Raw genomic sequence first — 12,056 nt, forward strand, 5'->3', positions numbered from 1 at the left:
GGATTTGCGTATTCGGTGGTGCTCTCTATCGGGTGATCGCCGAAAGGGCGAGGTCCGCGACGGCGTGCATGGCTTCGGCGCTCGCGCCGCGGCGGGACATCACCCGGAGCCCGGAGATGGTGCTGAGCAGGAACTCGGCTACGTCGGCCGGGGTACGGCCGCCCCGGAGGCTGCCGTCGAGGACGCCCTCCCGGGCGCACGCGGTGAGCAGGACGAGCTGCTTCTCGGTGTCGTCGCGCAGGGCGGCGCCCACCTCGTCGTCAGGAGTGCCGAGCTCGGCGAGGGTGTTGACCACGAGGCAGCCGCGGCGGCCGTGCTCCAGCTCGTCGTCGATCAGGCCGTCGAACATGGCCGCGAGGCGCTCGGCCGCGGTGCCCGGCCCCTCGAGGACGGCCTTCCGGCCGGCGAGTCCCTGGGCGCTGTAGTGCGTCAAGGCTCGCTGGAACAGGGCTTTCTTGCTGGTGAAGGTGTTGTAGACGCTGCTTCGCCCGAGCCCGGTGGCCGCGCACAGGTCCTGCGTCGACGTCGCCTCGTAGCCGCGGGTCCAGAACGCGTGCATCGCGCTCTGGACGGCGGCGGTCTCGTCGAACTCCCGTGGCCTGGCCATGGGGGCCAGCGTACCAGGGTTTTGGACTGGTCGATTCATAACCGGCCCGCGTCAGCGTGCGGGCCGCCACATCGGCAAGATGGACGGGGTGGGATACGACGCGTTGCTGTGGCTTTCGTTCGGCGGCCCGGAAGGGCCCGACGACGTCATGCCGTTCCTCGAGAACGTCACCAGGGGCCGGGGCGTGCCGCGAGAGCGGCTGCTCGAGGTCGCCGAGCACTACCAGCACTTCGGGGGCGTCTCGCCGATCAACAAGCTGAACCGCGACGCGATGGCCGCGGTCGAGAAGCAGCTCGCGGCGGCCGGCATCGACCTGCCCGTGCACTTCGGCAACCGCAACTGGCACCCGATGGTCGAGGAGACGCTGGCCGAGCTGACCGCGTCCGGTGCCCGGCGGATCCTGGTGTTCCCGACCAGCGCGTACGGCGGCTACTCGGCGTGCCGCCAGTACGACGAGGACATCGAGCGCGCCCGCGCGGCGGTCGGTGAAGGCGCGCCCGAAATGGTGAAACTGCGCCAGTTCTTCGATCACCCGCTGTTCGTTTCGGCGGTGGCGGACGGCGTGCGCGCGGCGCACGCGTCGCTGGGGAACACGCCCGGCATCCGCACGGTGTTCACGGCGCACTCGGTCCCGTCGAGCGCGGACCAGGCTTCGGGCCCGCCGGCCGAGGGCGGCCGCCGGTACTCGCGCCAGATCGCGGAGGCGGCCCGCCTGGTGGCGGCCGAGGCGGGCATCGCGGAGTACGACGTCGTGTGGCAGTCGCGGTCCGGGCCGCCGCAGGTGCCGTGGCTGGAGCCCGACATCGTCGACCACATCGACGCACTGCACGAGTCGGGGGTCACCGGAGTCGTCGTCTCGCCGATCGGGTTCGTGTCGGATCACCTCGAGGTGATCTGGGACCTCGACAACGAGGCGGCGGAGCGAGCGGCGGAGCACGGAATGGCGTTCGCCCGCGCGGCGACGGCCGGTTCGGACCCGCGGTTCGCGGAGCTGGTGGTGGAGCTGGTCCGCGAGCACACGCACGGGGTGGAGCCGCGGAAGCTGTCCCCGTTCCCGACGGCGGGCTGCACGGTCAACGGCGCGCCCTGCGCGGTGGGCTGCTGCGAGCCGGCCAAGCGCCCGGCCCGGTAACCAGCGCCCCAATGTGGCCTTCGGTGCGTTCAACGCAACCAAGGGGCCCTTCGGTGCGTGTGACGCAACCAAGGCCGCCTTGGGGCGCTGGGAACCTCAGCCTTCGCGGGCCGTCTGCTCCGCGAACACCCGCACGGCCTCGTTGACCGACGCGCACTGCGCGGTCCGCACCGCGTCCGACAACGGCCGCAAAGCCTGAGCCCGCAACGACGAAGCCGAAGCCGACAGCGCCCCGCCCGGGTCGTCGGACGACGCGATCGCCAGGATGGCCGCGATCTCCTCCGCCCGCTGCAGCACCCGCAACGCCCGCGCCGGCGTGCCCGCGGGCCAGTCGACGTCCGGGCGGGACCGCAGGTGCGCCGACAGCTCCGCCCGCACCCCCGGCCGGTCCGAAGCCACGTCCAGCGCCTGGAGCGCCCCCGCGCTGTTGCGGATCGCGTCCGTCAGCCCGTGCTCGGCTTCACTCAGGCCGACGTACTCCGGCGCCGAGGGCGAAGAAAGCGAATACACCGTCCAGCGCACCAGGCCCTCGGCGATCGGCTGCGGCACCAGCCCGAAACCGAGCTCCGGCAGCACCACCGCGTCGCCCGCGCGCAGGGCCGCTTCCGTGAACGGACCGCCCCCGCCGAGGCCGCGGACGTCGCCCGGGACCGGGAGCACCAGGCGCATGCTTTTCGCTCCTTGCGAACGCAGCGCCATCAGCAGCTGGACCGGGGTGGCCGCCCGGTTGAACGCCAGCGGCAGCGTGAACGCCTCGGCCGCGGCGGCGTCGGCCGCCACGACGTCATGGGCTTCACCCCACGCGAGCAGGGCGTCGAGGACATCGTCGGACGCGGCGGCTCCGTTCAGCCACGCGGAGGTCCAGACGGCGAAGGTCGCACTGGGACGGCACACGACGCCCTATTTTACCGGCCCGCCCCGAACTCCGGCAGCGCGCCCACGCTGGAGTCGCTCCACATCGACGGACCGCCGATCGCGCAGTAGCGTCGAACAGGTGAACGCAGTTCCAGACGCTCTTCCCCGCACCGCCGGGGCCCTGCGCGCGGCCGGGTACGAGCCGCGGCCCATCGCGCAAGAGATCCACGACAACCTGCTGACCGCCCTCAAAACCGGCGAAGACGCCTGGCCCGGCATCGTCGGGTTCTCCCGCACCGTGCTGCCACAGCTCGAACGCGCGCTGCTGGCCGGGCACGACGTCGTCCTGCTCGGCGAACGCGGCCAGGGCAAGACCCGCCTGCTCCGCACCCTCGCCGGCCTCCTCGACGAGTGGACACCCGTCATCGAGGGCTCCGAGCTGGGCGAACACCCGCTCCAGCCGATCACGCCCGCGTCGATCCGGCGGGCCGCCGAGCTCGGCGACGAGCTGCCGGTCGCCTGGCGGCACCGCTCCGAGCGCTACACCGAGAAGCTGGCCACGCCGGACACCTCCGTCGGCGACCTGATCGGCGACGTCGACCCGGTGAAGGTCGCCGAAGGCCGCAGCCTGGGCGACCCCGAGACCATCCACTTCGGCCTGGTCCCGCGCGCCCACCGCGGCATCGTCGCCATCAACGAGCTGCCCGACCTCGCCGAGCGCATCCAGGTCGCCCTCCTCAACGTGATGGAGGAGCGCGACATCCAGGTCCGCGGCTACACGCTGCGGCTGCCCCTGGACGTCCTGCTCGTCGCCACCGCGAACCCCGAGGACTACACCAACCGCGGCCGGATCATCACCCCGCTGAAGGACCGCTTCGGCGCCGAGATCCGCACGCACTACCCCTTGGACGTCGAGTCGGAGGTGGCCGTCGTCCGGCAGGAAGCGAACCTCGTCGCCGAAGTCGGCGAGCCGCTGCTGGAGGTCATCGCCCGGTTCGTCCGGAACCTCCGCGAATCGCCGGTCATCGACCAGCGCTCCGGCGTGTCGGCGCGGTTCGCCGTCGCCGCGGCGGAAACCGTCGCGGCCGCGGCCCTGCGGCGTTCGGCGCTGACCGGGGAAGAGCCCGCGGTGGCCCGCCCGGTCGACCTCGACGCCGTCCCGTCGGTGCTGCGCGGCAAGATCGAGTTCGAGCCCGGCGAAGAGGGCCGCGAGATCGAGCACCTCGTGCACCTGCTGCGCCGCGCGGTCGCCGAGACCGCCCGCGAACGGTTCGCCGGCCTCGACCTGCGGCCGCTCGCCGACGCCGTCGCCGAGGGACACCTCGTCGCCACCGGCGAGCGCGTGCCGGGCAAGGACGTCCTCGAAGCCCTGCCGGAACTCCCGGTGCTGCACGAGGTCGCCCGGCGCGCCGGCGTCGAAGCCGACGAACCCGCCGGCCGGATCGCGGCCGCCGTCGAACTCGCCCTCGAATCGCTGTTCCTGGCCCGGCGACTGGCCAAGGACTCCGACGACGCGACGACCGTCTACGGCCGATGACCGCGGTCCCGCTTCCCGACGGCTACTCCTACGGCCCGTGGCACGACGGGCCGGACCCGCTCGCGCCCCCGGCCGACCTGCGGGACGCGCTCGACGAGATCGGCCGCGAAGTCATGGCCGGGTCGTCGCCGCGGTCCGCGCTGGAGGAACTGCTCCGGCGCGGTACCGAGCGCACGTCGGGCCTGGACGAGCTGACCCGGCGCCTGTGGCAGCGCCGATCGCAGATCCAGCGCCGCAACAACCTCGACGGCACCCTCCAGGAGGTCCAGCGCCTGCTGCAGGAGGCGCTGGAAGCCGAACGCCGGGAGCTGTTCCCGGACCCGGACGACGAAGCGCGTTTCCGCGAGGCACAGCTCGACGCGCTGCCGCCCGGCACGGCCGCGGCCGTCAACGAGCTTTCCGAGTACGACTGGCGCTCCGAGCAGGGCCGGGAGAACTACCAGCAGATCAGGGATCTCCTCGGCCAGGAGCTGATGGAGTCGCGCTTCCAGGGCATGAAGCAGGCGCTGCAGAACGCCGGGCCCGAGGACGTCGAGCGGATCAACGAGATGCTCTCCGACCTCAACGACCTCCTGGCCGCGCACGCCCAGGGCGCCGAGGACATCCAGGAGCGCTTCGAGGATTTCATGGGGAAGCACGGGGAGTTCTTCCCGGAGAACCCGCGCAACGTCGAAGAGCTCATCGACGCGCTCGCCGAGCGGTCGGCGGCCGCGCAGCGGATGCTCAACTCGATGTCGGCCGAGCAGCGGGCCGAGCTCGCGGAGCTGACCCAGCAGGCGTTCGGCGACCCGCGGCTGGCGCAGCAGCTGTCCCAGCTGGACAGTCAGCTGCGGGCCGCGCGCCCGGGTGAAGACTGGACGGGCTCGGAGCGCTTCCGCGGCAAGAACCCGCTCGGCATGGGCGAAGGCGCGCAGGCGATGGCGGACCTCGCCGAGCTGGACGCGCTGGCCGAGCAGCTCGGCCAGTCCTACCCCGGGGCACGCCTGGAGGACATCGACCTGGAGGCCCTCGAACGCCAGCTGGGCAAGGACGCCGGCGTCGACGCGCGGCGGCTGTCCGAACTGGAGCGTGAACTGCGCCGCCAGGGCCTGTTCGAACGCGCCGCCGACGGGACGCTCCGGTTGTCGCCCAAGGCGTTGCGGCGCCTGGGCGAGACGGCGCTGTCGGACATCGTGAACGCGCTGCGCGGCAAGACCGGCGACCGCGAGACCCAGTCGGCGGGCGCGGCCGGCGAGCCGACCGGCGCCTCGCGGCCGTGGCGGTTCGGGGACATGCAGCCCTGGGACGTGCCGCGGACGATCCGCAACGCCGTGCTGCGGTCGGTGTCGGTGGGCGAGAGCTCGGTCCGGCTGGACGTCGAGGACGTCGAAGTGGTCGAGACCGAGCACCGCTCGCGGGCGGCGGTGGCGCTGCTGGTCGACACGTCGTGGTCGATGGTGCAGGAAGGCCGCTGGCTGCCGATGAAGCGCACCGCGCTCGCGCTGCACCAGCTGATCAGCACGCGCTTCCGCAACGACGCGCTGCAGCTGATCACCTTCGGGCGCCACGCGATGTCCGTCGAGCTGCCGGAGCTGATCGGCCTGGAGGGCGCGTGGGAGCAGGGCACCAACGCCCACCACGCGCTGCTGCTGGCCGGGCAGCACCTGCGCCGCCACCCGGACGCCCAGCCGGTGGTCCTGATGGTCACCGACGGCGAGCCGACCGCCCACCTGGAACCGGACGGCGAAGCGGTCTTCGACTACCCGCCCCAGCCGCGGACCCTCCACAAGACACTGTCCGAAGTGGACAGGCTGGCGAAGCTGGGCGCGTCGGTGACGGTCTTCCGCCTCGGCGACGACCCGCGGCTGACGGCGTTCGTGGACGTCATCGCGCGCCGCTCGGGCGGCCGGGTGGTCGCCCCGGACCTCGACGGCCTGGGCGCCGCGGTGGTCGGCGACTACCTGCGCACCCGGCGGCGCTGAGCCCGGCTCAGGCCGCCCGGTCCAGCGACCGGGCGGCCCGGGCGGTGTCGGGGTGCCCGGCGGGCAGGTAGGCCTCGTGGTCGGCGAGCACTTCCAGGCCGAGGGTCTTCGCCTGCGTGAACGCCCCCGCGTCGGCGAGCAGTTCGACCGAGAGCCGCCGCAGCCGCAGGATCCCGCTCAGCCGCGGCTCGGCCTCGGCCGAGGGCAGGGCGCGGAAGTGCCGCCACAGCGCGGCCGCGTGGTCGGCGAGGTCCGCGGCCGGTGCCACGACGTCGAACGCCAGATCCAGCGCTTGAGCCAGCCGCTCCTCGGCGTGCAGCCGGCCCAGCACCGCGCGCTGCGTCAGCCGGTGCATCACGACGACCTCGCCGCTGAGGTCGGACTCCGCGAGGGCGGCATCCGTGAGACCGGCGAGAGCCGCGTCGACCGCGACCGGGTCCGGTCCCGCGCGGTGCAGGAGCGCGCGCCGCACGCCCCACGGCGCGAGCACGGCGAGCAGTTCGGCGAGCGCCAGTGCCCGGCTGTCGCGCGCCGCCACCGCGCGCAGGGCGGCGAGGGTGGTGTCTTCGACGCGGGGCGGGTGGTCCTCGCCCGGTTCCCGCTCCAACGGCGCGGCGTGCGGTAGCTCGTCGAGGTAGGTGGCGAACGGCTGCCGGCGGATCACCCCGCCGGCCTGGGCCAGCGCGAGGGGCAGGCAGCCCAGCTCCCGGGCGACGTCCGCCGCGGCGGGGCCGGGTTCCCGCCCGGAGCGCGCCTGGAGGAACCGGACGGCTTCGGCCTCGTCGAAGCCGCTCACCGGCAGGGTGCCGCCGAGGACCTCGAAGTCCGGCACGGTCGTCGTGACCAGCACCCGGGCGCGGGCGGGCAGCCACCGGTTGAGCGCGTCCGGGTCGGTCGCGCCGTCGAAGACGACGACGGCGTCGTCGAGGTCGTCGAGCCACGCCAGACCCGCGCGGGCGGCGGCTTCGGCGTCGGCCGGGGCGGGACGCCGGGCCAGCGCGGCGTAAGCCCGGGCGGTGTTCGACGGGTCCTGGGCCGCCACCCAGACGACGGGGCCGCGGCAGGCGCGGACGTAGGCCCCGGCGAGGTGGGTCTTGCCCACGCCGCCCCCGCCGAGCAGGACGCAGAACCGGCCCTCGCCGAACTTCTCCTCGATCCTGGCCAGGAGCGCGGGGCGGGACACGGCGGAAAGGGGCTCGCGGGGCACCGCACCCAGCACCAGCCGGGGCCGGGCACCGCGTCGCCGCCGGAGCGCGAACGCCATGACGAGCGCGATCAGCACGACCGCACCACCCACCACGACCTCGGCTTTCATCGAGCCAGGCTAACCGCGCTCGCCGCCGCGCGGCGGCTACGGAAGGGTGACGCTTGACCCTCACGCCGCGTGAGGCACCACCGTGATCACCGCAAGGGCCGCACGGCCGGAGAGGAGAAGGGGAACCGATGGGGCATCCCGTGGGCAAGGTCGCCGCGCTGGCCGGGGTTACCGTCCGGACGCTGCACCACTACGACGAGATCGGCCTGCTCAGCCCGAGCGGGCGGACGAGCTCGGGGTACCGCAGCTACGACGACGAGGATCTCGACCGGCTGCAGCGCATCCTGTTCTACCGGGAGCTCGGATTCCCCCTCGAGACGATCGCGACCCTCGTCGACGACCCGGGCACCGACGCCGGCGCGCACCTGAAGAGGCAGCGGGAGCTGCTGGTGGCGCGCATCGGCGAGCTCGGGCGGATGGTCGCGGCCGTCGATCGCGCGATGGAGGCGAGAGCCATGGGCAACGCACTGACGCCCGAGGAGAAGTTCGAAGTGTTCGGCGGGTTCCGGGAGCCGGACGGCTACGCGGAAGAGGCCGCGCGGCGCTGGGGCGGCACGCCCGAGTGGCAGGGCGCGGCGACACCGTCCAAGGAGGACCTGGCGGCCGGGGAAGCGGCCCGCCAGGACTGGGTGCGCCGGCTCACCGCACTGCGCGAAGCGGGCGGCGCGCCGGACGGCACCGAGGCGGCCGACCTCGCCGAGGAGCACCGGGCGATGCTCGCCCGCGTCATGGGGGAATGCTCCTACGAGACGCAGCGGCGCATCGGCGAGCTGTACGTCACCGAACCGGTGCAGCTCGGGTTCCTGGTCCGGGAGGAGGAGCAGCGGCCGGGTGTCGGCGAGTTCGTCCGCGACGCCATCGTGGCGAACATCGCACGCCGGCAGTAACCGCTGCTCCACGTGGGGGAGGAGTCCCACCGGGCGGGAGGGTGGCGGAGCGAACGCTTACAGTCGAGGGTATGCAGACTTGGTCATCGGTCGACGTGCCCCGCATCCCCGGCACCCCCCGCCCGCTGCGGCTCCACGACACGGCCACCGGGCAGATCCGCCCGACCGCCCCCGGCGCCACGGCCCGGATGTACGTCTGCGGCATCACGCCCTACGACGCGACGCATCTGGGGCACGCCGCGACGTACCTGGCCTTCGACCTGGTGAACCGCATCTGGCGGGACAACGGGCACGACGTCCACTACGTGCAGAACGTGACGGACATCGACGAGCCGCTGCTCGAGCGAGCCCAGCGCGACCAGGACGACTGGGTCGTGCTGGGCATGCGCGAGACGGCGCTGTTCCGCGAGGACATGGTGGCCCTGCGGGTACTGCCGCCGAAGCAATTCGTCGGTGCGGTGGAAAGCATCCCGGAGATCGTCGAGGTCATCGCGAAGCTGCTCGCCAACGGTGCCGCCTACCGCGCGGACGACCCCGAGTTCCCGGACGTCTACTTCGACCACACGGCGACCGGCAAGTTCGGCTACGAGTCGAACTACGACGAGCCGACCATGACGAAGTTCTTCGCCGAGCGCGGCGGTGACCCCGACCGCGCCGGCAAGCGCCACCCGCTGGACGCGCTGCTGTGGCGCGTGGCCCGCGAGGGCGAGCCGTCGTGGGAGTCGGAACTGGGCGCGGGCCGCCCGGGCTGGCACATCGAGTGCAGCGCGATCGCGGTCAACCGGCTGGGCCTCGGGTTCGACCTCCAGGGCGGCGGCTCGGACCTCATCTTCCCGCACCACGAGTACAGCGCGGCGCACGCCGAGGCCGTCGCCAAGGACGGCCAGTTCGCCCGCCACTACGTGCACGCCGGGATGATCGGCCTCGACGGCGAGAAGATGTCGAAGTCGCGCGGGAACCTGGTGTTCGTCTCCCGGCTGCGGGCCGACCAGGTCGACCCGGGCGCGATCCGGCTGGCCCTGTTCGCCGGCCACTACCGCGCCGACCGCGCCTGGACGGCCGGCCTGCTGACCGAGGCGGAGACCCGCCTGGCCCGCTGGCGCGAAGCCGTCTCGCTGCCCACCGGCCCGTCGGCCGAGGACACGATCTCCCGGCTGCGCGACCACCTCTCCGACGACCTCGACACACCGAAGGCCCTGGCGGCGATCGACGCGTGGGCGAGCGAAGCCCTGCGTCGCGACGGCACGGACCCGGCGGCCCCCGGCCTGATCCGCATCGCCGTCGACGCCCTCCTCGGCATCACCCTCTGACCACCAAGGGCCGCACTTTCACGTGAAAGTGCGGCCCTTGGTGAGTGTATAACGACCTATACCGCGGCGGGTTGTCCATCGGCCAGCCCGAGGTGGTCGCCTGCCCAGTCACGGCGCAGCCATCGGTCGTGGGAGGCGATGACGACCGCGCCCGGCGCCGTTTCGAGGGCCTGGAACAGTTCTTCCGCCAGGGTCAGCGAAATGTGGTTCGTCGGCTCGTCGAGCAGGAGCACGTCCGGCGGTTCGGCCAGCAGCACCGCCAGCGCCAGCCGGCGGCGCTGACCCACCGAAAGTGCGCCCACCGGCTGCCGCAGATCCCGCGACGCCAGCAGGCCGAGGTGGCTCAACGGCGGCGCGTCCTCGCCGAGCGCGTCCCGGTACACCCGGGCCGCGGTCCGGTCCGGGCCGGTGAACACGACGTCCTGCTCCAGCAGGCCGACGCGCACCCCGTGTCCGAAGTGGACGGCTCCGGCCGCCGGGGCGAGCCGCCCGGCCAGCACCGAAAGCAGCGTCGACTTCCCGGCCCCGTTCCCGCCGGTGACGAGCAACCGGGCCGAACCGTCGATGTCGAGCCGCGGCAACCGAAGGCGTCCCGGCACCTCCAGAGACCGCACCGAGATCGCCGGTCCGTCGCCGGTCGCGTGCCCGGTGAGCTCGGCCCGGAACCGCAGGGGCGCCGGGGGTTTGCGCACCTGGTCGCGTTCGAGGTGCTCGAGCCGCTGCTCGGCGTCGCGCACCCGGCGTGAGATCGTCTTCTGGACACGGGCGCCCTTGAAGTGGTGGATGAACTTGTCGTTGTCGCGCGGGCCGCGGCCGTAGGCGACGTTGCGCGCGGTGACCGCGACGGTCTCCCGCAGCTCCTTCAACTCCTCCTGTTCTTCGGCGAAGCGCTGTTCCCAGCGCGCTCGCTCGGCCTTCTTGTGCCCGAGGTAGTCCGAATAGCTGCCGCCGTACCGGACCGCCCCGCCGGCCTGGCGGTCGGCCGCGGCCGGGTCCAGGTCGACGATGTCGGTGCAGACGGCGTCGAGGAACACCCGGTCGTGTGACGACAGCACGACGATCCCGGTCAGCTCGGTGAGGTGGCGTTCCAGGAAGTCCATCGCGGCGTCGTCGAGGTGGTTGGTCGGCTCGTCCAGCAGCAGGGTTTCCGGCCGCCGGACCAGGAGCGCGGCCAGCCCCAGCCGGGATCGCTGACCACCCGAAAGCGTGCCGAGCGGCCGATCGGGCTCGACGCCGCCGACGCCGAGCCCGTCGCAGACGAGCTTCGCGCGGCGGTCGGCGTCCCAGAGGTCGTGGGCCTGGGCCCATTCCAGGACGCGGCCGTACTCGTCGAGGACGGCCGGATCGTCGGGCCGGTCGGTCATCGCCGCGGTCAGCTCGTCGAGCCGGGCGGCGGCCGCGCGGATCTCGGCGAGCGCGTCGTCCAGGACGTCGGCGAAGGTCGCCTCGAGCGAAAACGGCAGCTCCTGCAGCAGGAACCCGACGTCCGGGCCGCGGCGGACCTCGCCGGAGCGGGGTTCTTCGAGCCCGGCGAGCAGCCGCAACAGCGTGGACTTGCCGCTGCCGTTCTCGCCGACCAGGCCGAGCCGCTGCCCGGCCGACGCGGTCAGCGTGACGCCGTCGAGGACGACGCGGGTGCCGTAGCCGAAGACGACGTCCTTGGCCTGCAAGGGAAAGAGAGTGGACATGTGCGATCACCGAGCCCGGATGAGAAGAAGCGGAGATCCCGCCGGGCGTCGTGGCACGCGGGAGCGTCAGGCTCGACCGGGTGCCGCCTCGGAAGCGGGATGGGCGCGGTTCAGTTCCTCATAGTGGAACCAGGTTAACGCAACATCCGTAGAGTTAGTCAACTCGTTATGGCCTGGGTCACATCCGGCAAGTTGTGGGACGCCTCTTCCGCGGCGGCAGTGCCGTCGGTGAGGAAGCCGACGAGGGCGGTCAGTTGCCGGCGGTCCAGCCGTGCCAGCCGCTCGCCGACGAACCGGGCCATCGGCGCGTACAGCTCGGCGAGCTCGGCCATCCGGTCGGGCAGCGGCCGGACGACGAGCCGGCGCCGGTCCGCCGGATCCGGGGCGCGCTCGGCGAGCCGGTGTCGCTCCATCCGGTCGAGCAGCCGGGTGAAGGCCCCCGTCGAGATCCCCAGCAGCCGGGCGAGCTCGGACGGCGAGTCGCTGACCCCGCCGTGGAGCAGGTGCAGGCAGTGCAGCTCGGTGGGGGTGACGGCCATCCGCTCGGCGACCGCGGCGTGGAAGAGCGCGGTCGAACCCACGAAGCGGGGGAGGGCGAGGGCGGCGGCGGTGGCGAGTTCGCGCTGGTCGGGCAACGTCCATCCAAGTCGGGTGACAGTGCAGTCACTGCCCTGCGCAGTGACTGCCCCGCGAACGATAGCGGAGCCGCTTGACAAAGCCGCAGGCGGGACCAACTATGAAAGAGAACTTTCGAAATGACTCTT

The 12,056-nt window shown here is 72.9% G+C and carries 10 protein-coding genes; 5 read left to right on the forward strand and 5 right to left on the reverse strand.

From position 1 onward, the window contains the following. Positions 1 to 25: 25 nt before the first annotated feature. A complete protein-coding gene (locus tag AB0M83_RS23250; protein WP_364520223.1) occupies positions 26 to 607 on the reverse strand; it encodes a TetR/AcrR family transcriptional regulator in 582 nt (193 codons plus the stop codon). 88 nt (positions 608 to 695) lie between these two features. Here AB0M83_RS23250 and AB0M83_RS23255 point away from each other — a divergent pair, with 88 nt between their 5' ends. Continuing rightward, positions 696 to 1,739, forward strand: a complete 1,044-nt coding sequence (locus tag AB0M83_RS23255; RefSeq protein ID WP_364520311.1) for a ferrochelatase — start codon at positions 696 to 698, stop codon at positions 1,737 to 1,739. Positions 1,740 to 1,835: 96 nt separating this feature from the next. On the opposite strand, the gene AB0M83_RS23260 is transcribed toward AB0M83_RS23255, so the two are convergent. Further along, positions 1,836 to 2,633, reverse strand: coding sequence for a hypothetical protein (locus AB0M83_RS23260; RefSeq protein WP_364520225.1), 798 nt, complete (start codon positions 2,631 to 2,633; stop codon positions 1,836 to 1,838). 100 nt (positions 2,634 to 2,733) lie between these two features. Here AB0M83_RS23260 and AB0M83_RS23265 point away from each other — a divergent pair, with 100 nt between their 5' ends. Together AB0M83_RS23265 and AB0M83_RS23270 are read left to right on the forward strand one after the other, a co-directional pair. Next, a complete protein-coding gene (locus AB0M83_RS23265; protein WP_364520227.1) occupies positions 2,734 to 4,131 on the forward strand; it encodes an ATP-binding protein in 1,398 nt (465 codons plus the stop codon). Beyond that, positions 4,128 to 6,092, forward strand: a complete 1,965-nt coding sequence (locus AB0M83_RS23270; RefSeq protein ID WP_364520229.1) for a VWA domain-containing protein — start codon at positions 4,128 to 4,130, stop codon at positions 6,090 to 6,092. The genes AB0M83_RS23265 and AB0M83_RS23270 overlap by 4 nt, the downstream gene beginning before the upstream one ends. 7 nt (positions 6,093 to 6,099) lie before the next feature. Here the strand turns inward: AB0M83_RS23270 and AB0M83_RS23275 are convergent, their stop codons facing one another. Next, positions 6,100 to 7,407 (reverse strand): hypothetical protein, encoded by a 1,308-nt coding sequence (locus tag AB0M83_RS23275; RefSeq protein ID WP_364520231.1) that lies wholly within the window; start codon positions 7,405 to 7,407, stop codon positions 6,100 to 6,102. A gap of 128 nt (positions 7,408 to 7,535) precedes the next feature. On the opposite strand from AB0M83_RS23275, the gene AB0M83_RS23280 reads away from it, so the two are divergent. Together AB0M83_RS23280 and mshC are read left to right on the forward strand one after the other, a co-directional pair. Continuing rightward, positions 7,536 to 8,294 (forward strand): MerR family transcriptional regulator, encoded by a 759-nt coding sequence (locus AB0M83_RS23280; protein WP_364520233.1) that lies wholly within the window; start codon positions 7,536 to 7,538, stop codon positions 8,292 to 8,294. A 71-nt stretch (positions 8,295 to 8,365) separates the two neighbouring features. Then, positions 8,366 to 9,604 carry a cysteine--1-D-myo-inosityl 2-amino-2-deoxy-alpha-D-glucopyranoside ligase gene (gene mshC, locus AB0M83_RS23285; RefSeq protein ID WP_364520235.1) on the forward strand — a complete coding sequence of 413 codons (1,239 nt, stop codon included), beginning with the start codon at positions 8,366 to 8,368 and terminating at the stop codon, positions 9,602 to 9,604. A gap of 56 nt (positions 9,605 to 9,660) precedes the next feature. Here the strand turns inward: mshC and AB0M83_RS23290 are convergent, their stop codons facing one another. Together AB0M83_RS23290 and AB0M83_RS23295 are read right to left on the reverse strand one after the other, a co-directional pair. Next, positions 9,661 to 11,292 (reverse strand): ABC-F family ATP-binding cassette domain-containing protein, encoded by a 1,632-nt coding sequence (locus tag AB0M83_RS23290; RefSeq protein ID WP_364520237.1) that lies wholly within the window; start codon positions 11,290 to 11,292, stop codon positions 9,661 to 9,663. A gap of 158 nt (positions 11,293 to 11,450) precedes the next feature. Then, on the reverse strand, positions 11,451 to 11,927 hold the full coding sequence (locus AB0M83_RS23295) for a MarR family transcriptional regulator (RefSeq protein WP_364520239.1): 477 nt from the start codon (positions 11,925 to 11,927) through the stop codon (positions 11,451 to 11,453). Positions 11,928 to 12,056 lie beyond the last annotated feature (129 nt).

The sequence above is a fragment of the Amycolatopsis sp. NPDC051106 genome (genome assembly GCF_040682775.1).
Taxonomy (GTDB): domain Bacteria; phylum Actinomycetota; class Actinomycetes; order Mycobacteriales; family Pseudonocardiaceae; genus Amycolatopsis.

Coding starts and splice junctions, on each gene's coding strand:
- AB0M83_RS23280 (WP_364520233.1), top strand. CDS start 7,536: ATGGGGCATCCCGTGGGCAAGGTCGCCGCGCTGGCCGGGGTTACCGTC.
- AB0M83_RS23290 (WP_364520237.1), bottom strand. CDS start 11,292: ATGTCCACTCTCTTTCCCTTGCAGGCCAAGGACGTCGTCTTCGGCTAC.
- AB0M83_RS23250 (WP_364520223.1), bottom strand. CDS start 607: ATGGCCAGGCCACGGGAGTTCGACGAGACCGCCGCCGTCCAGAGCGCG.
- AB0M83_RS23270 (WP_364520229.1), top strand. CDS start 4,128: ATGACCGCGGTCCCGCTTCCCGACGGCTACTCCTACGGCCCGTGGCAC.
- AB0M83_RS23275 (WP_364520231.1), bottom strand. CDS start 7,407: ATGAAAGCCGAGGTCGTGGTGGGTGGTGCGGTCGTGCTGATCGCGCTC.
- mshC (WP_364520235.1), top strand. CDS start 8,366: ATGCAGACTTGGTCATCGGTCGACGTGCCCCGCATCCCCGGCACCCCC.